Source organism: Rhodococcus sp. PvR044 (assembly GCF_040548995.1).
Lineage (GTDB): Bacteria > Actinomycetota > Actinomycetes > Mycobacteriales > Mycobacteriaceae > Rhodococcus_G > Rhodococcus_G oryzae.
Genome location: NZ_JBEPSX010000007.1, coordinates 305,186 through 324,542, shown reverse-complemented (window position 1 = coordinate 324,542; position 19,357 = coordinate 305,186). Strand labels below are relative to the sequence as shown.

Sequence of the window (19,357 nt, the reverse complement as noted above, 5' to 3'; positions counted from 1 at the left end):
TTGGCGGTACCGGCCGTGTCGTTGGCTAACCTGGCTGTGTGGAACTCGAGACCTTCGCGGCGCAGCTGAGCTTTCCGCTCGATCCCTTCCAGAAGGAAGCCTGCCGGGCGCTGGAGGCGGGGCACGGGGTGCTGGTGTGCGCTCCGACGGGCGCGGGCAAGACGGTGATCGGCGAGTTCGCCGTGCACCTCGCCCTCACCTCGGGCCGAAAGTGCTTCTACACCACCCCCATCAAGGCGCTCAGCAACCAGAAGTACGCCGACCTGGTCGACCGGTACGGCAAGTCCTCTGTCGGCCTGCTCACCGGCGACCTGAGCATCAACCCCGAGGCGCCGGTGGTCGTGATGACCACCGAGGTGCTGCGCAACATGCTGTACGCGAACTCACCGGTGCTGCGCGGGCTCTCGCACGTGGTGATGGACGAGGTGCACTACCTGGCCGACCGGTTCCGCGGCGCCGTGTGGGAGGAGGTCATCCTGCACCTGCCCGAGGAGGTCCGTCTCGTGAGCCTCTCCGCGACCGTCAGCAACGCCGAGGAGTTCGGCGCCTGGATGGAGACCGTGCGCGGGGACACCGAGATCATCGTCGACGAGGTCCGGCCGGTGCCGCTGTGGCAGCACATCATGGTGGGACGGCGGCTCTTCGACCTGTTCGACACCGACGCGCAGAAGGCGGACAGCGGCGCCAAGCTGATCGTCGACCGCGAGCTGGTGCGGCACCTCAAGCAACGCCAGGCGCTGGACCGGGCCGACTCGTGGCAGCCGCGCGGACGCGGGCGCGGGGACCGGAGCGGCTCGAACGGCAACTTCCGGCCGCTGGCCCGTCCCGAGGTGATCGCCCGTCTCGACGAGGAGGGCCTGCTGCCCGCGATCACCTTCATCTTCAGCAGGGCGGGCTGCGACGCGGCGGTCGCCCAGTGCCTGCGGTCGCGGCTGAGGCTGACCACCGAGGAGCAGGTCGAGGCGATCACCACGATCATCGACAAGCACACCGGGGAGTTGCCGCGCGCCGACCTCGAGGTGCTCGGCTACTGGGAATGGCGGGAGGCCCTCGAACGGGGCATCGCGGCACACCATGCCGGGATGCTGCCAGCGTTCCGCCACACCGTCGAGGAGCTGTTCGTCAACGGGTTGGTCCGGGCCGTGTTCGCGACGGAGACGCTTGCGCTTGGCATCAACATGCCCGCCAGGACGGTCGTACTCGAACGTCTGGTCAAGTACAACGGCGAGACCCATGCCGAGCTCACCCCCGGCGAGTACACCCAACTCACCGGCAGGGCGGGCAGGCGCGGCATCGACATCGAGGGCCATGCCGTCGTGCTCTGGCAGCCCGGGATCGAGACCACCGAGGTGGCGGGACTGGCCTCCACCCGCACGTTCCCGCTGCGGAGTTCGTTCCGGCCTGCGTACAACATGTCGATCAACCTCATCGACCGGATGGGGGCGGCCGAGTCACGCTCGCTGCTGGAGCGGTCCTTCGCACAGTTCCAGGCGGATCGGTCGGTGGTCGGGATCGTCCGCACGATCGAACGCAACAGGGTCACCCTCGCGGAGCTCAGCGATCAGCTCGGCGGCGCCGACGGCGAGTTCTTCGAGTACGCCCAGCTGCGGGAGCGAGTGCGCGCACGCGAACGGCAGCTGGAGAAGCAGGGCCGCACGGATCGCAGGCAGGACGCGGTGAGCTCCCTGACGGCCCTCCGGCGCGGCGACGTCATCGCGATCCCGGTGGGACGGCGGTCCGGGCTGGCCGTGGTGCTCGAGACCGATACCGATCCGAACGACCCTCGTCCGCTGGTGCTCACCGAGGACAAGTGGGCTGGGCGGATCTCCGCGGCCGACTTCCCGGCACCCGCAAAGTCGCTGGGCAGCATGCGGTTGCCCCGCCACGTCGACCACCGAACCGCGCGCAGCAGACGGGATCTCGCCTCGGCATTGCGCAGCACCGGGATCGTGCCGCCGGGCCGGTACAGCAAGCGGAAGTCGCCGGCGGCCAGCGACCGCGAGCTGGCGACGCTCCGGCGGGCGCTGCGTTCGCACCCGTGTCACAGCGCGCCGGATCGAGAGCAGCTGAGCCGGATCGGCGAGCGGTACAACTCGCTGGCCCGCGAGACGGAGACGCTGCGGCAGAAGGTCGCGGCGACGACGAACTCGTTGGCCCGGACCTTCGACCGCATCGTCGCACTGCTGGCCGAACGCGAGTACATCGAGCAGGAGGGACACGGGATCACCGAGAACGGGCAGCGGCTGAGCCGGATCTACTCCGAGAGCGACCTGCTCGTCGCGGAATGCCTGCGGGGCGGCCTGTGGAAGGGACTCGGACCGGCCGAGCTGGCGGGGGTGGTGTCGACGATGGTCTACGAGTCGCGGCAGGACGGCGACACCGGTGACCGCGGACCGACCGGACCGTCACGGCACGCGCTCACCCGGACGTTGCAGGTGTGGAGCGAGATTCGCGCGGACGAGGTTCGGCACAAGCTGCCGCTCACCAGGGAACCGGACTTCGGATTCGTCTCGGCGATCTACAAGTGGGCAAGAGGGGAGCCGTTGGTGGACGCGCTGCTCGCCGCGGGCGATCGCGGGCAGGCCCTCTCCGCAGGCGATTTCGTCCGGTGGTGCAGGCAGGTGATCGATCTCCTCGACCAGGTGCAGTCGACCTCGCCGGACCGGGAGGTGCGCGCCGCCGCGACCAAGGCGGTGCACGCCATCCGGCGGGGCGTGGTTGCGATCGACGCTGCCTGAGCGAGTCGAACGTGATCGCGTTCGACGGCTTCTGCGACCGCCACGCCGTTTGACCTCGGGGTGTCGAGCCGAGGGGGACTACGGTGTACCTCAACACAACCTTCAGGGGAGGCAACGATGAGTGGCCCGGTCGGACCCAGCCAGCCAGACGAGCGCGGGGCGTCAAGCGAGGACCAGCCCGGTGCCGGTGAGCAGTCACCCGCCGAAACCGAGGCGCCCGAAGCCAACCCGCTGGAGGCAGTAGGCGAGCCGTCACAGCCGGGGGGCGAGCACACGCCACAGCACGGCAGCGACCAGACGCAGCAGTTCCAGTGGCCGCAACAGTCCGGTGCGGAACCCACGCAGGCGTATCCGTCTGCGCAGCAGCCGTATCCGGGACAGCAGTACCAGCCGCGGCAGTACCCGGGTCAGCCGCAATACCCGGCGCAGCCCGCGACCGACCCGCAGCAGTGGAGCCAGCAGGCCTGGGGCGCACAGCAGCCCGGACAGCCACAGACCGGCGCCCAGCCGCAGTACCCCGCTTACTCCGCGCCGCAGCAGCCGTATCCCGGTCAGCCGCAATACCAGCCGCAGCCATACCCGGGTCAGCAGCAATACCCGGCGCAGCCCGCGACCGACCAGCAGCAGTGGAGCCAGCAGGCCTGGGGCGCACAGCAGCCCGGACAGCCACAGACCGGCGCCCAGCCGCAGTTCCAGGCGTACAACGCGCAGCAGCAGCAGTACCCCGGCCAGCCCGGTCAGTATCAGCAGGGTGGATACCAGCCCGGCCAGCCGCAGTGGGGCGCACCGGTCGCCGGGCAGCCGGGAGGCGGTTCGTCGAAGGCTCCGCTGTGGATCGCCCTCGGCGTCGGCGCCGTGGTGGTGCTCGGCGCCATCGCCGTGATCGCCGGGATGGCGTTCGTCGGCGGTGACACGTTGGACCGGGCGGCGGCCGAGCGGGGCGTCGAGCAGGTGCTCACGGGCTCCTACGGCATCAAGGACGTCGACAACGTGACCTGCCCCGCCGACCAGAAGGTCGAGAAGGATGAGAGTTTCACCTGCGAGCTGACCGTCGACGGCGAGCCGCAGCAGGTGACCGTGACCTTCACCGACGACTCCGGCACCTACGAGGTCAGCAGGCCGACCAGCAAGTAGGTCTTCCCGGGCCGTCCGATCCGACCGTCCACCCGTCCGCCCGACCAGGGCGTCGGGTGGACGGTCGGATTCGTTTTCCGCCACGGTGTCTCGCGTGTTGACGGATTCGGGTGCAGCGTCGCCAATTCTTTGAGAAGGTTCATTGACAATGGCTTTCCAAGGCCGGCGGCCGGCGCCGTCGTGGTCGCGCGTGACACCTGGAGGAAATGTGACGAATGCTCAACCACCCGACATGAAGTTGCAGCGCACAAGCCGCGACATGGCCGTGGTTCCTGGCGCCCTGGCCAGGTGGCTCGCCACCAAGCTCCCCGAGGGAGCGGAGCCCACCGTCACCCTTCATTCCGGGATCGACGCCAACGGGATGTCCTCCGAGACCCTCGTTTTCGACGCGGCATGGTGGGAGGACGGCGAGCACCGCACCGCCGAGTATGTGGCCCGCGTCGTGCCGTCCGCCGAGGACTTCCCGGTCCTCGAGACCTACGCATTGCAGCACCAGTTCGACACGATGCGGATCGTCGGCGAGCTGAGTGACGTCCCGGTACCCCGCGTGGGTTTCATGGAGCCGTCGGGTGAGGTGCTGGGGATGCCGTTCTTCCTCATGGACCGTCTCACCGGAGTCGTCCCACCCGACGTGATGCCGTACAACTTCGGCGGCAACTGGCTTTTCGACGCATCGCCTGCGGACCAGCGGCGCCTGCAGGACAGCACCGTCAAGGCGCTCGCGGGATTGCACGCGATCCCGGCGGCGGACGAGGCGTTTGCCTTCCTCGACCCGAAGCAGGCAGGCGCCACCGCGTTGCAGCGCAATCTCGCCCGCACCCGCGCCTGGTACGAGTTCGCGGTCCGTGACCTCGAGCGCTCACCGCTGATCGAGCGCGCCCTGGCGTGGCTCGAGTCCACCCTGCCGGAGACCACCGAGTCCGTGCTTGTCTGGGGCGACGCCCGCCTCGGCAACGTGATGTATGTCGACTTCGAGCCGGTCGGAGTCCTCGACTGGGAGATGGCGAGCATCGGCCCGCGCGAGCTGGACCTGTCCTGGCTGATCTTCGCCCACCGGGTCTTCGAGTCGATGACTACTACCTTCGGCCTCCCTGGCATGCCGGACTTCATGCGCGAGGAGGACGTCGTGGCCGAGTACGCCGAACTGACCGGCGCCCCGATCGGCGACCTGCTCTGGTATCACGTCCACAGCGCGGTCAACTGGGGCGTCCTGTTCATGCGTACCGGCGCGCGATCCATCCACTTCGGGGAGATCGAGCGCCCCGAGGACGTCGAGTCGCTGATGCATCACCGATCACTGTTCGAGAGCCTCCTGGACGGTCTGGACGAGGTGGCCCCGTGAGCGAGCAACTGAACGAACTCGGCTACTACGCGGTCACCCGGCACCCGGCGGACGCCCGGGTGGTCTTCTCGGAGGCCCGCGCGGCGGAGGAGCTCGGGCTGGGCTCCTGTCACGTCGGAGAGCGGTTCACCGTGAAGGACGCAGGGGTCCTGTCCGGTGCGTTGGCGGGCTGCACGAGCACCCTGGGCATCGGCCCGTCGACCAACCCTCACACCAGGCACCCAACCGTCACGGCCACCGTGGGGTCGACCATGCACGCGCTGACCGAGGGGCGCTTCTCCCTGGCGTTCGGCCGAGGCATGGGCGCCTATTGGAAGGCCGTCGGTCTTCCCGTGCTGACCGAGGCCCGGCTGCGTGATTACACCGACATCCTGCGGCGCCTGTGGGACGGGGAGACGATCCTGAACCACGATGGCCCGGCCGGGAAGTGGCCGATGTTGCGCCATGCGAACGGGCTGGCGGACGCGCCACCCATCGGCTTCGTGGCGGTCGGCCCCAAGACGATGGAGCTCGCCGGTGAGATCGGTGACTTCGTGGTGCTCCACACGTTCTTCTCCGACGAGGCGACGGTCGCGTCCGTCGAGGCCGTGCGTCGCGGCGCCGAGCGCGCGGGCAAGGACCCCGACAGCGTCCGCATCTGGGCCTGCCTGGCGACAGTCGGCGACAACCTGCCGGAGGAGGACCGCCTGCGCCGAAGGGCCGGGCGGCTCGTGACCTACCTGCAGGCCTATCCGGATGTGCTGATCCGCGCCAACGGCTGGGACCCTGCCGTGTGGGAGCGGATTCGCCAGACCGGGCTCTACATGAACGCGGCCGCCGTAGGGCCCATCGACGCCAGCGCATCGGTCGAGACACTGGAGCAGCTCGCCGCGATGATGCCCGACGAATGGCTGGATTCGGCAGCCTCGGGTTCGCCCGAGGCCTGCGCGAAGACCATCGCCCGGCAGTACGACCTGGGCGTGCACTCGGTCATCATGCACGGCGCGACCCCGCAGGAGCTCGCGCCGGTCGTGGCGGCCTACCGCGCCGATCGACCGACGCTGCGCCGCGCCGTCGCCGCGAATCCGGGAAGATTCGCGTGAGCGACCGCCGGTAAACTGTGCGCAAGACCGGGGGGCGTCGCCCCGGTCCTGCGCACACCCGACACGTAGGACGGACGGAGATGTCAACAACGTCGACTCCTGTTGGCGCGGCTCGGGTGCCCCGGACCTGTGGGTCATGACGAGTGAGTCCCCGCAGGCAGCCCGGGCCCTGGAACAGTGGCTGGTGGCCGTCCCGACCCCGGTCACGACATCGGCCGCCGGCACGCGGCTGAACAAGCGCGGCCTCGAGACCAGGGCACGGCTGCTCGAGGTGGCCATCCGCTGCCTGGCCGAGGAGGGCAGCGAGCCGGTCTCGGCGAACCGCGTCGCCAAGGAAGCGGGCGTGACCTGGGGCACGGTGCAGCACCAGTTCGGCGACCTCGACGGGCTGTGGGTCGCGGTGATCACCGAGATCCATGCCCGCAGTTGGGCCGAGATCCCGGGTCCATGGCCCGCCCTGAGCGGTTCGCTGCGCGAGCGGGTCGAGGGCGCCATCGACTCCGTATGGATCTACCTCGACACGCCCGAGGGACGGGCGCTCACCGCGTTGCGGACGTGGCTGCCGCCGCGACGCTCGGACATCGTCGCCGAATACCCGAGGACGGCAGCGGCATTCGCCGCCCGCGAGCACGACTGGATCCAGGGCTTCGACTACCTGATGGACGGTCTCGACCTGGACCCGGTCAAGCTGGACCAGGTGCGGTGCCTGCTACCCGCGGCCGTGCGGGGCCTGAGCAACGAGCGCCAACTCGGCTTCACCTCGGACCTCGATGTCGCCCGTCGGACGCTTGCCGAAGCGCTCGTGGCCTTCCTGATCTGAGCCACCACCGACCTAGGGCGTGTCTGACAAAGCGTGGATCCATGCGATTGCGGCGTGGATGAGGACGGCAGCTCGGTAGACGATCGCGTGTTTGTCGTATCGGGTGGCGAGGCCGCGCCATTGCTTCGTTTGGCAGAACCGGCGTTCGATCACATTGCGGTTCTTGTAATCGTGGACGTCGAGCCCGACCGGTGTGCCGCCGCGTGAGCCGCGGCGTTTGCGATGCCCCTGCTGGTCTTTGGGCTCGGGGATGACGGCCTTGATGCCGCGCTCGCGCAGGTGCTGTCGGATCGCGCGCCCTCGACCATCGACCGCGCATCCGAGAACTTCCGGCCCGGGCGTCCCGTCGGTTTCGGGAGCATCCCCTCGATCAACGACCCTGGGCATCCGAGAGCAACTGAAAACGCGACACGGGACCAGAGTTCCAGCCAGAACGCTCAACCTGTGCCAGACCCGCCCTAGCCGCACCCGGCCGATGGCTTCGGGTCAGGTCCGCTTGCGGCTCGCGATCTCGTCAGAGAGCTGCTGCACATGGGCGGGGTCCGCGTTCCGGGCAAGGGCGACGTAGTGGTCCATGACGGCCGGCCGGTAGCGCACGGGCAACGTCTGTCGTGGGGCGAGTCGGGTGAGCTCGGTGATCGTGAGGCTCTCGTCTGCGATACCGCGGAACGAGATGCCGTCGGCGGTCTCCACATCGAACATCAGGACCACGCGTGGATTGCTGTTGACCTCCCGCCAGTCGACGAGAACGCCGAGCGCAAGCGCCCCCGTACGCAGTTCCGCATTGCGCTTCATTGCATCACTGCTCATGAGCGGGTTCGGGGCGACGCCCGGGAAGTCGGGCCCGACGCCGAGCGATTCCCGACTCAGGTCGGGCCTGAGCTGTTCCATCAGATCGTTGAGCTTCTTCTCCGAACCGAACATCTTCGAACCGAACATCCTGCCGAGCATCCTGCCGAACATCCTGACCCCTCCCTCACAGCGGTGCCGGAATCTCGGCCTGGCGCTTCGCCCTCACCGCGACTGTACGTCGCCGGCCATTCCCTTCCTGCCCGGGCGTCCCGTCGGTTTCGGGAGCATGAGCATCCCGTCGATCAACGACCACTGGGCATCCGAGAGCAACTGAAAACGCGACACGGGACCAGAGTTCCAACCAGAACGCTCAACCTTTGTCAGACGCGCCCTAGCCGCCATACCCGTTCCGTGGGGCGGCCATCGCCTTCGTCAGGCGGCCGATCGACGCCCCGATCGCCAGTTCGTCAGCGAGCGCCGCGAGCCGCTCCGCATCCACGGGAGCGGCAGGCAACGGGTCCGGCCGCGACATCTCGACCGCCGCATCGGTGGCCACCCGCACCACCGGCAGCGCGGCATCGAGATAGTCCGAGGCCGCGGTGAGCTTGGCCCGGATCCCCTTGGCCAGACCGGACTTCGGATCGTCGACCGCCGCGCGAAGCGCCTCGACCGACCCGTATTCGAGCAGCAGCGAGGAGGCGGTCTTCTCGCCCACTCCCTTGACGCCCGGCAACCCGTCGGAGGGGTCGCCGCGCAGGAGGGCCAACTCCGCGTAGCCGATGCCCGGTCGATCCGCGGGCACACCGTACTTCTCGGCCACCTCGAGCGGACCGAAGAGTTCGGCCTTCGACAGTCCGCGCCCGACGTACAGCACCCGCACCGGCACCGGCTCGTCGGCGACGACCTGCAGCAGGTCCCGATCGCCGCTCACCACGACGACCGTGTCGGCGCGTTCGCGGGCGGCAAGGGTGCCCAGCACGTCGTCCGCCTCGAAGCCCTCGGCACCGGCGGTGGCGATACCGGCCGCGGCCAGCACGTCGAGGATCATGTCGACCTGCGGCGTCAGCGTGTCCGGCACCTCCTCGACGTCGGGACCCACCTCGGTCTCGACCGCGACGCGATGGGTCTTGTACGAGGGCACCGCGTCGACCCGGAACTGCGGGCGCCAGTCCAGATCCAGGCACACCGCCAGCCGCTCGGGCTGATGCCTGGTGATCAGTGAGGCGACCATGTCGGTGAATCCGCGGACCGCGTTGACCGGTCGCCCGTCGCGGGAGGTGAACGATTCGGGGAGTGCGTAGTACGCGCGGAACCACAGGCTCGCGCCATCGAGCAGGAGCAGGGGGCCAGTCATGGCCCTCATCCTGCCAAACCGAACTAACCTGAGTGGCATGAGTTCCCACGGCGGTTCCGCGAGCACCTCATCCGACAGTCCAGAAACGCAGGCGCCCGCGCGCTTCCCGACCGCGATCTACGCGGAACGCCTGCGCCGGGCCGCCGAACTCACCGCGGCGGCGGGGCTCGACGCCCTGCTCATCACCCCTGGCCCTGATCTGCGGTACCTGCTCGGTTCGCGGGCGGATTCCTTCGAGCGGCTCACCTGCCTCGTCATCCCCGCCGACGGATCCACTGCCTCCGTGGTGGTTCCGCGGCTGGAGTTGGCGGCGCTCGGCGATTCGGCGACCGCGGAACTGGGTCTGACGGTGCGGGACTGGGTGGACGGTGTCGACCCGTACGCCTTGGTCGCGTCGGGGTTGCCCTCGCCGGCACGGACGGCGGTCGCCGACGCGATGCCCGCGCTGCACGTCATCCCGCTGACCTCGGCCTTCGGCGCACCGCCGGTTCTGGCCACGGACGTGCTCCGCGAGCTCCGGATGATCAAGGACCCGGCCGAGATCGATGCGCTGCGGCGCGCGGGTGCGGCCATCGACCGGGTGCATGCCCGGATGGCGGAGTGGCTGCGTCCCGGTCGCACCGAGGCAGAGGTGGCCGCGGACATCGACGCCGCGATCATCGAGGAGGGCCACACCGCGGCGGAGTTCATCATCGTCGGGTCCGGTCCACACGGGGCGGACCCCCACCACGAGGTCTCGGATCGGACGATCCAGGCGGGGGACGTGGTCGTCGTCGACATCGGCGGCCCGGTCGCGCCCGGCTACAACTCCGATTCGACCCGCACCTACTGCCTCGGTGAGCCCAGTGCCGAGGTGGCCGCCCAGTTCGCGGTGCTGGAGCGGGCGCAGCGGGCCGCCGTGGACGCGGTTCGCCCCGGCGTCACGGCAGAGTCCGTGGACGCCGCTGCCCGCGACGTGCTGGCCGCGGAGGGCCTCGCGGACGCGTTCGTGCACCGCACCGGCCATGGCATCGGCCTGTCGGTCCACGAGGAGCCGTACATCGTGGCGGGCAATCGCATCGAGCTCGCCGAGGGCATGGCCTTCAGCATCGAACCGGGCATCTACTTCCGCGGCGCCTGGGGCGCGCGGATCGAGGACATCGTGGTGGTCACGGCGGACGGCTGCGAGCCGATGAACTCCCGTCCGCACGGACTGACGGTGCTCGGGGGCTGACGGCGCACGTCAGAGGCCGAGCGCGGTGACGGCGTTGCCGTGCAGGCCCGCGTGCTGGCGGGAGTAGATCGCGATCATCCGCTGGTCGGTGTGTCCGCTCTGGGTCATGATCTGTTCGGCGCTCGCGTCGTTGCGGACCGCCTGGGTCACGAATCCGGCCCGGAGGCTGTGCCCGCCGAGCAGGGCAACGAACTCCTCGGCGTACCCGGCCCCGACGGCGCGGCGCTTGATCATCGACGCGATCGCCTGCCCGGACAGGGCTTTGGTGCCCACGCCACCGGTACGGTGCACGGGCCGGAACAACGGCCGGACCTCGGACTCACGGCGCCCGAGTGCGCCGCGGCAACGATGCGTGAGGGGTTCGGGGTCTGGCTCGGCGAGCAACGCACTGACCGCGGGTTTGCCGTCCCGGTCCCACGCGTCCAGCACTTCTCGCCACCGCCAGTAGGCGCATACAGGGCAGGTGATCTCGGCAGAGCCGTAGGGCAGTGTGACCGTACGTCCCGCCGCGGCTTGATCGGTCTTCGACCGGCGGATCGTCACGTACAGTCCGTCCGCCCTGTGCGGGACGACGTCGCCGACCGCGAGCCCCGACAGCTCCGATCGCCGCATCGCGCCGGTCAATCCGAGTAGCAGCAGCGCAGTGTCCCGCCGCTCGGCAGCCCGGTCGGCCCACGAGCCGTGTGCGGACTGGGCACGCATGGACTCGACGATGCTGCGGATGTCGGCGGTGAGCAGCGGCTCGCGCCGAACCGGCGGCGTGGCCCGGGTACGGGCGATACCTCGCAGGATCTCGCGCACGGTGGGGGACTGCCCCGGCTTGGGATGGCCGGCGAGCGAATGGACCTTGTTGATCGAGGCGACCCAGCGCGTCATTGTCGACGACGCGTAGGCGGGTCGGCCGTCCGGCCGTACCTCCGAGGACTTCTCGGTCAGGAACCAGCCCACCAGGTCGGGAGAGGCGGGCAGCGGATCCCGGCCGACGCGCTTGCACCAGCGGATGAAGCTGGTCCAGTCACTCAGTTGCGCGGCGCGTGTGTTTGGGGAGACGGATTCGACGCGCAGGCGATGCATGGCCGCGGCGGCGTCGACCGGGACCGCGAGTGCTCCGGCCGACGAGTCGCCAGCGGTGAGGGATTCGAGTTCGGCCGACACGACTCAGGACGATACGTGGCCGAACCGACAGTTCGCGGCCGGCAGGACCATCCAGGGCGTGCATCTCGGCCAACCGTCACATGACGTAACGAAACCGGGGTGTCGGCGCCCGGAATGCGCTCCGGACGCCGACACTCGCGGGGCATCTTCGTTGCCACTGCGGCACTCCGCCGCAAGTCCTCGCTCGTCCCGTCCCATCGTCGGCAGCCCACTTTTCCGAATCCGTTTCGCCGACGGTTCGGCGCACAATTCCGACCCGAAATCCTCTCAGCTAGTAACTCACGATAAGTGGGGATTATGACGATCAAGATTCATCATTTCATTACATGCCTTGTTACGTAACCTGATACGTTACGTAACTATAAGACGGATCGGCAACGAACAGGGGAGTGCACGTGAACACCGAGGACGAGAAGGACGCGGAAACCGCCGAGGAACCGAAGGTGCGCCCAGGCCGGCCCCGGCAGTACGCCAGCGACGCAGACCGCGTCAGGGCCTTCCGCTCGCGCCGGAAGGCCCGCGAGCAGCAGGGCGAACTCGACGCGCTCGCGAACGCGACGCCGAGCGAGGTGGTCGGGGTCCTCGAACGGACACTCGAGGACCTCCGAACCGTCACCGCCAATTCGATCGAGCAGTTCAATGTGTTCGCCCGGCAGATCACCGCCGCCGTGGACAAGCTCAGCGACCCCGACGCGCTCGACGTTGCACTGCACCGCGCCACTGTCGAACTCGCCCAGACGAAGGCGAAGTACGAGACGGACCTGGCCGAGCTGCGGACACGGCACGAGGCCGCGGTGGAGGATCGGGTGAACGCAGAGGCCACCGTCGACGCGGTCGATGCCGAGCTCTCCTCCGCGGTAGAGAATCACCGGCTCGAACTCGAACGACTGTCCACGGACCACCAGGCCGAGCTCCGGAATCTGGAGCAGACGCATGCCGGGGCGCTGCGAGCCGCGACCGAGCGGGTGGCGGCCGTCGAGGCGGATCGCGACACCCGCCTGTCTGCCGCGGAGTCCGACCTCGACGATCTGCGCGGTAGGTTCCGCGAGGCGCAGTCCCAGGCGGAGGCGGCCGAACGAAGGGCCGCGGCCGCCGAACAGTCCGCGGCCGTATCGGAGCAACGTGCCGAGCAGGCAGGCGTGGCGGCCGAACAACGCCTCGAGCAGGTCGTCGCCTCGGCGGAGCAACGGATCGCCGACATGCGCGCCGCGGGCGAGCTCGCTGCGAACACTGCCGCGGCAACGATCGCGCGGCTCGAGAAGTCCGTCGACCACGAACGGTCGGCGGCCTCGTCCGCCCGTGAACGCGCCGACACTCTCAGGGACGACCTCGAGCGGGCCCGCCTCGACACCGGCGAGGCGCGTACCGCCGAGGCCGCACTGCGGGAGAAGTTGGAGGAGCTACGGCCCCGCACTCTCGAAGGTGAGCCGGCAGAGACCGCGACCACGTGACGTTATCGAGGACTGCCCGACCCCGGCGATTCCTTGACAGGCCCCGGCCGCATGGAACCATGGTGAATGGGTATTCGCGACACGCACCGCGACCACAGGAGCGCCGTCATGACTGTTTCCTCACCGACAAGACAGGGTTTCGGATCGATCCGCGCGGGCGGACTGAACTGGGATTCCTTCCCGCTGAGACTGTTCGCCAAGGGGAACTCACTGTTCTGGGATCCGGCGAACATCGACTTCCGGCGCGACGCCCAGGACTGGCGTGAGCTCAACAGCGAACAGCAGCGCAGCGCGACCTACCTGTGCACCCAGTTCATCGCGGGTGAGGAGGCCGTCACCGAGGACATCCAGCCGTTCATGAAGGCGATGTCCGCGGAGGGGCGGCTCGGCGACGAGATGTACCTGACGCAGTTCTGCTTCGAGGAGGCCAAGCACACCGCCGTCTTTCGGCTGTGGATGGACGCGGTCGGCCTCACCGGCGATCTGCATCCCTTCGTCGCGGAGAACCCCTACTACCGCACCCTCTTCTACGAGGAACTCCCCGGCGCTCTCGGCGTGCTCGAGACCGACCCGAGTCCGGCCAACCAGGTGCGCGCCAGCGTCACCTACAACCACGTGATCGAAGGCAGCCTCGCCTTGACGGGCTATTTCGCCTGGCAGAAGGTGTGCACCAAGGAGGGGATCCTGCCCGGGATGCAGGAGCTGATCCGCCGGATCGGCGTCGACGAGCGCAGGCACATGGCGTGGGGCACCTTCACCTGTCGGCGTCACGTCGCCGCCGACGACTCGAACTGGGACGTGGTTCAGCAGCGGATGACCGAGCTGATGCCGCTCGCCCTCGGCATGATCGACTGGGTCAACAAGCAGTTCGAGGTCCAGCCGTTCGGGCTCGACGAGCAGGAGTTCATCGACTATGCGGCCGACCGGGCGCAGCGCAGGCTGGTCGCCATCGAGTCTGCCCGCGGCCGCCCGCTCGAGGAGATCGATGTCGACTACTCGCCGGAGGCTCTCGAGGACCAGTTCGGCAGGGAGGACGCGGCCGTGTTCGTCGAGGCCAGCGAATGAGCTCGGCTAGACGATGAAGGTCCCGGTCGACGGACTGTTCGAACAGATCGGGGCGCTGCCCAGGTTGATCGATCCGAACGCGGTCGCGATCACCTCGCCGTGCCCGGTGTAGACCGTCTTGGACAGGTACGGGTACGCGCCCTCGAGGTTCACGATTCCGCTCTGGCCGGTGGTCGTGTTCACCCACGCGACGGTGACCTGTCCGGCCGCGGGGATCGGCGGGGCGGCAGGGAAGGACTGGAACCTGATCTCGCCGGGCGCGATCCCCGGTTCTGGCCCCGACTGCCCGGTCGCCGCGGTGAGCGACATCAGGCTGCCCTGATTGGGACAGCCGATGGTCAGCACGGGCAGACCGAACGGGTGGGGTGGCAGGGCGGTGGCCGGCCCGGCCACCAGTCCGCCGATGAGGGCTGCGGCGGCCGCGGGGGCAGCCAGCGTGAGGATCATTCGAGTCGTGCGTAGAGCGCGCATTGCTGCTCCCTGGGTCCGAATGTCATTGCCGGACCGGTCGCGGCGGGGCACACGGCCGGTCCCCGACGAGCAATGTATGACCTGGATCACATTAGCCGCCCCCGGCGGGACGCGTCGAGCAGCGATGCTCAGCGGCCGAGCAGTGTGCCCAGGCCCATGACCCGCTGCACCGCGATCTCCACGACGACCCGGGTCGGGTTCTCCCTCGGCTGGCGGTACCGGGCGGCGTAACGGGAGACCGCGTCCGCGACCGCCTCGGGGTCGGACCGCACGGTCGCGGGCCCCTCCAGGGTCAGCCACCGCGGGCCCTCGATCTGGGTGACGGCGGCGTACCCGCGGCGTTCGGCGTTGATCGCCTTCTGCGAGCCGCCGTTCGTGATCACCCTGGCGAGCCCGCTCTCCGGATCCCAGGTGAACCCGACCGCCACCACATGCGGGGTGCCGTCCAGGCGCAGCGTCGAGAGGGTGGCCAGGTGCCGATCGGTGAGGAAGGCGAGCGCCTCGGCGGACAGATCTGCTGGGTTGAAGGGGGTGCGGGCCATGTGCCGACCGTAGTCCAGCACACTTGACGGTATGAGTGTCGGATCAGTCGTCATCCTCGGGGGCCGCAGCGAGATCGGTCTCGAACTGGCCACCAGACTCGCCCCCGGGCGGACCGTCGTCCTGGCCGCGAGGCGAAGCGGGGACCTCGAAGACGAACGCCGGGCGGTGCTGGCCGCCGGAGCCACCTCGGTCGAGACCGTCGAGTTCGACGCCGACCGCCTCGCCGACCACGCCCGGGTGCTGTCGGAGATCGTCGAGCTCGGCCCGATCGACGTGGTGGTGCTCGCCTTCGGCATTCTCGGCGACCAGGCCCGCGCCGAGACGGACGCCCAGCACGCGGTGAACGTCATCCACACCGACTTCGTCGCGCAGGTCGGCGTGCTCACGCACCTCGCGCAGCTGCTGCGTGCGCAGGGATCGGGGCGGATCGTCGTGTTCTCCTCGATCGCGGGCGCCCGGGTGCGGCGCGCGAACTACGTGTACGGCTCGGCCAAGGCCGGGCTCGACGGCTTCGCGAGCGGGCTCGGTGACGCCCTCGCGGGCAGCGGCGTGAGTCTGCTGCTGGTCCGTCCCGGCTTCGTCATCGGCAAGATGACCGAGGGGATGAGCCCGGCACCGATGTCGAGCACCCCGGGGCAGGTCGCGGATGCGGTGGTCAAGGCGCTGAGCCGGGGCCGCGAGCGCGTGTGGATCCCCGGCATGCTGCGCCTGGCCATCTTCGTGATGCGGCTGGTGCCACAACGTATCTGGCGACGGATGCCGCGATGACCGAGCTGCTGACCGTCGTCGGCATCGGTGCGGACGGATGGTCCGGGCTGTCCCCGAACGCGCAGCGCGCGATCACCGACGCAGAGGTGCTGATGGGGTCGCCGCGCCAGTTGGACCTGGTTCCGGACGGCGACGACGGATCGGACGCAGTGCGGGTGTCCTGGCCGTCGCCTCTCGTGCCCGCGCTGGCCGGCCTGCTCGCCGAACACGAGGGCAGGCGGGTGTGCGTGCTCGCCAGCGGCGACCCGATGTTCCACGGCATCGGGGTGACCCTCACGAACCTCGTCGGTCCCGAACGGATGCGGGTGATCGCGCACCCCTCCTCCGCCTCGTTGGCCTGCGCCCGGCTCGGCTGGGCGCTGCACGAGACCCCTGTCGTGAGCCTGGTGAACCGGCCCGTCGAGGTCATCACCCCGGAACTGGCCGACCATCGGCGGTTCCTGGTTCTCAGTCGCGACGCGGGCACCCCGACGGCGCTGGCCGCGCTGCTCCGCGAGAACGGCTACGGCGGTAGTGAACTCGCCGTGCTCGAGCAGCTCGGCGGCGATCGCGAGCAGATCGTGCGGGGCCGGGCGGATGGCTGGGATCATCCGACCGGCGACCCCCTCAACGTCGTCGCGGTCCGCTGCGTGCGGGGCGTCGCGACACCGCGACTGACCCGCGTGCCCGGCCTCCCCGACGAGGCCTACGAGTCCGACGGCCAGCTCACCAAGCAGGAGATCCGGGCCCTGACCCTGTCCGCACTCGCCCCGGCCCCCGGCGAGCTGCTGTGGGACGTCGGCGGCGGAGCGGGCAGCATCGGAATCGAGTGGATGCGTGCCGACGCCGGCTGCCGTGCAATCGGTTTCGAGCGCGATCCCGATCGCGCGGCCCGGATCGCGACCAACGCCCGACGGCTCGGCGTGCCCGGGCTCGAGATCCGCGGCTCCGCACCCGACGCACTCGCAGGTGCGCCGACCCCGGACGCGATCTTCCTCGGTGGCGGCGTCACCGCGCCCGGGGTGTTCGAGACCTGTTGGGACCGACTGCCGCCCGGCGGCCGGATGGTGGTAAACGCGGTGACCGCGGAATCCGAGACCCTCGTACTGCGTTGGCACGGGCTGCACGGCGGCACGCTGCGCAAGTTCCAGGTCTATCGGGCCGGGCCGCTCGGCGGGTTCACCGCATGGCGGCCGCAGCTGCCCGTTGCCCAGTGGATCGCGACAAAGGAGGAATCAACCCAGTGACCGTCCATTTCATCGGAGCGGGCCCCGGCGCCGCCGACCTCATCACGGTGCGAGGCCAGCGGATCATCGGCCGGAGCCCCGTGTGCCTGTACGCGGGCAGCCTGGTCCCCGCCGAACTCCTCGCGATGTGCCCCGAGGGCGCGGAGATCGTCGACACCGCGCGCCTGAGCCTCGACGAGATCACCGACCGCCTCATCGCCGCCGACCGGGCCGGGCTGGACGTGGCGCGGTTGCACTCAGGCGACCCGTCCATCTACAGCGCGGTCGCCGAACAGGCGCGCCGCCTCGACGCGGCGGGCGTCGGCTACGAGATCGTGCCCGGGGTACCGGCATTCACCGCCGCCGCGGCGGCGCTGGGGCGCGAACTGACCGTCCCTGGGGTGTCCCAGTCGATCGTCCTCACCCGGGTCTCGACGCTGTCCACCGCCATGCCGCCGGGCGAGGACCTGGCGACCCTCGGGGCGAGCGGGGCCACGCTGGTCATCCACCTGGCCGCGCACCGCATCGATCAGGTCGCCGAGGAGTTGCGCGCCCCCTATGGCGAAGACTGCCCGGTCGCGGTCGTCGCATTCGCCAGCCGACCGGACGAGATCATCCTGCGGGGGACGGTCGACTCGATCGCCGCCCAGGTACACGCGGCCGGGGTGACCAAGACCGCCGTGATCATCGTCGGCCGGGTGCTGAGCGCCGAGGGATTCCCGGACAGCTACCTGTACTCGGCCTCGCGGCGTCGAACCGACCACTGATGGCGCCGACGGTGCGCGTGCTGATCCTCGGCGGGACCTCCGAGGCCCGATCCCTGGCGGCCCGGCTGTCGGAGGCGGCGGACGTCGAGGTCGTCTCGTCGCTCGCCGGGCGGGTCCGCGATCCGAGGCTCCCCGAGGGCGAGGTGCGGATCGGCGGTTTCGGGGGAGCGACGGGCCTGCGGGACTGGCTTCGCGACAACGGCATCCGTGCCGTGCTCGACGCCACCCACCCGTTCGCGGCCCGCATCTCGAGCAACGCCGCCGCAGCCACGACCGAGGCGGGACTCCCGTTCGCCGTGGTGCAACGGCCACCGTGGTCGGCCCGCCCGGGGGACAGCTGGCTGGAGGTGGACTCGCTCGAGGCTGCCGCGGCCGCGCTGCCGGAGCTGGGCCGCCGGGTATTCCTCACCATCGGCAGGCAGGGCGTGGACCGATTCGCCACGGTGGCCGCCGACTTCCTGGTCCGAGCGATCGATCCGCCGGAAGGCCCGACACCGGCCCGGATGACGCTCCTGCTCGACCGGGGTCCCTTCGACGTCGGCCGTGAGTCCGCGCTGATGCGAGAGCACCGCATCGACGTGCTGGTCTCCAAGAACAGCGGGGGCGACCTGACAGTCGCGAAACTCACGGCGGCGCGCGAGCTCGGCATCCCGGTCCTGATGGTGCGTCGGCCGCCGAATCCGCTCGGCGTCACAGTGTTCGACGGCGTCGACGAGGCGGAGCTCTGGCTACTCGCGGTCGCCGGCTGACTCGTCCTCGGCGGGAACCTCGACCGCCTTGTCCGCCACCGCCCGCGCCAACGCGTCCAGATGCTTTTTGGTCCCCTCGGTGTCGCGATCGACCAGCCACCGCAGCACCAGTCCGTCCAGGGTCGCGAGACCGAAACGAGCGATCGCGGAAACAGGTTCGGACCACGCGGTTCCGGTTGCCCGCGCACATTCGTCCATGAAGGCCGCGACCTCGGCCGTCATGTGCTCCCGTTGGGCAACGGCGATCGCGCCCGCCCGGGGGAAACCGGCCGCGCGATGGCGGAGTGACTGGGTCATGATCTCGTACGTCAGCAGTCGACGCTCCGGGTTGGCCTCGATCACCGGCCAGCCCCACTCGAGCCCGGTTCGGATCAGCGCGTACAGGCCTTCTCGGCCACGTAGCTCCCAGTCGGCGAGGGTGTCGAACGTGATTCGGGCGGAGCCACTGAGCTCGAGGACGAGTTGCTCGGCCATCGCGACCACGAGCTCTTCCTTGTTCTCGAAGCAGTACTGGACCATGCCGATCGACACGCCCGTGTGCGCGGCGACCGCCCTGATGGTGACGGCGTCCATGCCGCCACGTTTGGCCAGTTCCAGCGCGCTCATCACCAAGGTGGCGCGCCGCTCATCCCCAGTGAGCCTACTTCCCATTCAGCGATCCTAGCGCTTGACAGGCACTCTGTTGGACAATTGTCCAACAGAGCGCCG

Annotated in this window: 19 protein-coding genes; 12 read left to right on the top strand and 7 right to left on the bottom strand. The window is 69.6% G+C overall.

The window, feature by feature from the left end:
* Positions 1-38: 38 nt before the first annotated feature.
* From ABIC28_RS18265 to ABIC28_RS18245, 5 genes are all read left to right on the top strand, one after another.
* Positions 39-2,738, top strand: a complete 2,700-nt coding sequence (locus ABIC28_RS18265) for a DEAD/DEAH box helicase (protein ID WP_097209752.1) — start codon at positions 39-41, stop codon at positions 2,736-2,738.
* A gap of 117 nt (positions 2,739-2,855) precedes the next feature.
* Positions 2,856-3,872, top strand: a complete 1,017-nt coding sequence (locus tag ABIC28_RS18260) for a DUF4333 domain-containing protein (protein ID WP_097209751.1) — start codon at positions 2,856-2,858, stop codon at positions 3,870-3,872.
* A gap of 232 nt (positions 3,873-4,104) precedes the next feature.
* The gene (locus ABIC28_RS18255; RefSeq protein ID WP_097209750.1) at positions 4,105-5,214 is read left to right on the top strand and encodes a phosphotransferase family protein; all 1,110 of its coding nucleotides are present in this window, start codon (positions 4,105-4,107) and stop codon (positions 5,212-5,214) included.
* Complete coding sequence (locus tag ABIC28_RS18250) at positions 5,211-6,296, top strand: TIGR03857 family LLM class F420-dependent oxidoreductase (protein WP_097209749.1); 1,086 nt, start codon at positions 5,211-5,213, stop codon at positions 6,294-6,296. The genes ABIC28_RS18255 and ABIC28_RS18250 overlap by 4 nt, the downstream gene beginning before the upstream one ends.
* Positions 6,297-6,432: 136 nt before the next feature.
* On the top strand, positions 6,433-7,116 hold the full coding sequence (locus ABIC28_RS18245; protein ID WP_097209748.1) for a TetR/AcrR family transcriptional regulator: 684 nt from the start codon (positions 6,433-6,435) through the stop codon (positions 7,114-7,116).
* Between the two features lie 12 nt (positions 7,117-7,128).
* On the opposite strand, the gene ABIC28_RS18240 is transcribed toward ABIC28_RS18245, so the two are convergent.
* The 3 genes from ABIC28_RS18240 to ABIC28_RS18230 all read right to left on the bottom strand — a co-directional run bounded on the left by ABIC28_RS18240 (position 7,129) and on the right by ABIC28_RS18230 (position 9,262).
* Complete coding sequence (locus tag ABIC28_RS18240) at positions 7,129-7,503, bottom strand: transposase (protein ID WP_218840941.1); 375 nt, start codon at positions 7,501-7,503, stop codon at positions 7,129-7,131.
* A 99-nt stretch (positions 7,504-7,602) separates the two neighbouring features.
* Positions 7,603-8,079 (bottom strand): hypothetical protein, encoded by a 477-nt coding sequence (locus ABIC28_RS18235; RefSeq protein WP_257016955.1) that lies wholly within the window; start codon positions 8,077-8,079, stop codon positions 7,603-7,605.
* A 220-nt stretch (positions 8,080-8,299) separates the two neighbouring features.
* Positions 8,300-9,262 (bottom strand): 5'-3' exonuclease, encoded by a 963-nt coding sequence (locus ABIC28_RS18230; RefSeq protein WP_097209747.1) that lies wholly within the window; start codon positions 9,260-9,262, stop codon positions 8,300-8,302.
* A 37-nt stretch (positions 9,263-9,299) separates the two neighbouring features.
* On the opposite strand from ABIC28_RS18230, the gene ABIC28_RS18225 reads away from it, so the two are divergent.
* Positions 9,300-10,475 (top strand): M24 family metallopeptidase, encoded by a 1,176-nt coding sequence (locus tag ABIC28_RS18225; RefSeq protein ID WP_097209746.1) that lies wholly within the window; start codon positions 9,300-9,302, stop codon positions 10,473-10,475.
* Between the two features lie 9 nt (positions 10,476-10,484).
* On the opposite strand, the gene ABIC28_RS18220 is transcribed toward ABIC28_RS18225, so the two are convergent.
* Complete coding sequence (locus ABIC28_RS18220; RefSeq protein ID WP_257016953.1) at positions 10,485-11,630, bottom strand: site-specific integrase; 1,146 nt, start codon at positions 11,628-11,630, stop codon at positions 10,485-10,487.
* Positions 11,631-12,025: 395 nt separating this feature from the next.
* On the opposite strand from ABIC28_RS18220, the gene ABIC28_RS18215 reads away from it, so the two are divergent.
* A complete protein-coding gene (locus tag ABIC28_RS18215) occupies positions 12,026-13,081 on the top strand; it encodes a coiled-coil domain-containing protein (protein WP_097209745.1) in 1,056 nt (351 codons plus the stop codon).
* A gap of 108 nt (positions 13,082-13,189) precedes the next feature.
* On the top strand, positions 13,190-14,146 hold the full coding sequence (locus ABIC28_RS18210) for a R2-like ligand-binding oxidase (RefSeq protein WP_097209958.1): 957 nt from the start codon (positions 13,190-13,192) through the stop codon (positions 14,144-14,146).
* A 6-nt stretch (positions 14,147-14,152) separates the two neighbouring features.
* Here the strand turns inward: ABIC28_RS18210 and ABIC28_RS18205 are convergent, their stop codons facing one another.
* Entirely contained in the window at positions 14,153-14,617 is a 465-nt protein-coding gene (locus ABIC28_RS18205) for a hypothetical protein (RefSeq protein ID WP_097209744.1), read from the bottom strand.
* Positions 14,618-14,745: 128 nt separating this feature from the next.
* Positions 14,746-15,159, bottom strand: a complete 414-nt coding sequence (locus tag ABIC28_RS18200) for a PPOX class F420-dependent oxidoreductase (RefSeq protein WP_097209957.1) — start codon at positions 15,157-15,159, stop codon at positions 14,746-14,748.
* A gap of 31 nt (positions 15,160-15,190) precedes the next feature.
* Between ABIC28_RS18200 and dprE2 the strand changes: the two genes are divergently transcribed.
* From dprE2 to ABIC28_RS18180, 4 genes are read left to right on the top strand one after another with little or no spacing between them, the layout of a single operon-like run.
* Positions 15,191-15,928, top strand: coding sequence for a decaprenylphospho-beta-D-erythro-pentofuranosid-2-ulose 2-reductase (dprE2, locus tag ABIC28_RS18195; protein WP_097209743.1), 738 nt, complete (start codon positions 15,191-15,193; stop codon positions 15,926-15,928).
* Positions 15,925-17,154, top strand: a complete 1,230-nt coding sequence (cbiE, locus tag ABIC28_RS18190; RefSeq protein WP_097209742.1) for a precorrin-6y C5,15-methyltransferase (decarboxylating) subunit CbiE — start codon at positions 15,925-15,927, stop codon at positions 17,152-17,154. The genes dprE2 and cbiE overlap by 4 nt, the downstream gene beginning before the upstream one ends.
* A complete protein-coding gene (gene cobM / locus ABIC28_RS18185; protein WP_097209741.1) occupies positions 17,151-17,900 on the top strand; it encodes a precorrin-4 C(11)-methyltransferase in 750 nt (249 codons plus the stop codon). Before cbiE ends, cobM begins: the two co-directional genes overlap by 4 nt.
* Entirely contained in the window at positions 17,900-18,649 is a 750-nt protein-coding gene (locus ABIC28_RS18180) for a cobalt-precorrin-6A reductase (protein ID WP_097209740.1), read from the top strand. Before cobM ends, ABIC28_RS18180 begins: the two co-directional genes overlap by 1 nt.
* On the opposite strand, the gene ABIC28_RS18175 is transcribed toward ABIC28_RS18180, so the two are convergent.
* Positions 18,629-19,300: a TetR/AcrR family transcriptional regulator gene (locus tag ABIC28_RS18175; protein WP_097209739.1), complete on the bottom strand. Its 672-nt coding sequence runs from the start codon at positions 19,298-19,300 to the stop codon at positions 18,629-18,631. The two genes, ABIC28_RS18180 and ABIC28_RS18175, sit on opposite strands and share 21 nt — an antisense overlap.
* Positions 19,301-19,357 lie beyond the last annotated feature (57 nt).

Bases quoted from the DNA above. Each gene is read 5' to 3' on its own strand.
- ABIC28_RS18260 (WP_097209751.1), top strand. From the start codon at position 2,856: ATGAGTGGCCCGGTCGGACCCAGCCAGCCAGACGAGCGCGGGGCGTCA.
- ABIC28_RS18255 (WP_097209750.1), top strand. From the start codon at position 4,105: ATGAAGTTGCAGCGCACAAGCCGCGACATGGCCGTGGTTCCTGGCGCC.
- ABIC28_RS18245 (WP_097209748.1), top strand. From the start codon at position 6,433: ATGACGAGTGAGTCCCCGCAGGCAGCCCGGGCCCTGGAACAGTGGCTG.
- ABIC28_RS18240 (WP_218840941.1), bottom strand. From the start codon at position 7,503: ATGCCCAGGGTCGTTGATCGAGGGGATGCTCCCGAAACCGACGGGACG.
- ABIC28_RS18235 (WP_257016955.1), bottom strand. From the start codon at position 8,079: ATGTTCGGCAGGATGCTCGGCAGGATGTTCGGTTCGAAGATGTTCGGT.
- ABIC28_RS18230 (WP_097209747.1), bottom strand. From the start codon at position 9,262: ATGACTGGCCCCCTGCTCCTGCTCGATGGCGCGAGCCTGTGGTTCCGC.
- ABIC28_RS18225 (WP_097209746.1), top strand. From the start codon at position 9,300: ATGAGTTCCCACGGCGGTTCCGCGAGCACCTCATCCGACAGTCCAGAA.
- ABIC28_RS18210 (WP_097209958.1), top strand. From the start codon at position 13,190: ATGACTGTTTCCTCACCGACAAGACAGGGTTTCGGATCGATCCGCGCG.
- ABIC28_RS18205 (WP_097209744.1), bottom strand. From the start codon at position 14,617: ATGCGCGCTCTACGCACGACTCGAATGATCCTCACGCTGGCTGCCCCC.
- ABIC28_RS18200 (WP_097209957.1), bottom strand. From the start codon at position 15,159: ATGGCCCGCACCCCCTTCAACCCAGCAGATCTGTCCGCCGAGGCGCTC.
- dprE2 (WP_097209743.1), top strand. From the start codon at position 15,191: ATGAGTGTCGGATCAGTCGTCATCCTCGGGGGCCGCAGCGAGATCGGT.
- cbiE (WP_097209742.1), top strand. From the start codon at position 15,925: ATGACCGAGCTGCTGACCGTCGTCGGCATCGGTGCGGACGGATGGTCC.
- ABIC28_RS18180 (WP_097209740.1), top strand. From the start codon at position 17,900: ATGGCGCCGACGGTGCGCGTGCTGATCCTCGGCGGGACCTCCGAGGCC.
- ABIC28_RS18175 (WP_097209739.1), bottom strand. From the start codon at position 19,300: ATGGGAAGTAGGCTCACTGGGGATGAGCGGCGCGCCACCTTGGTGATG.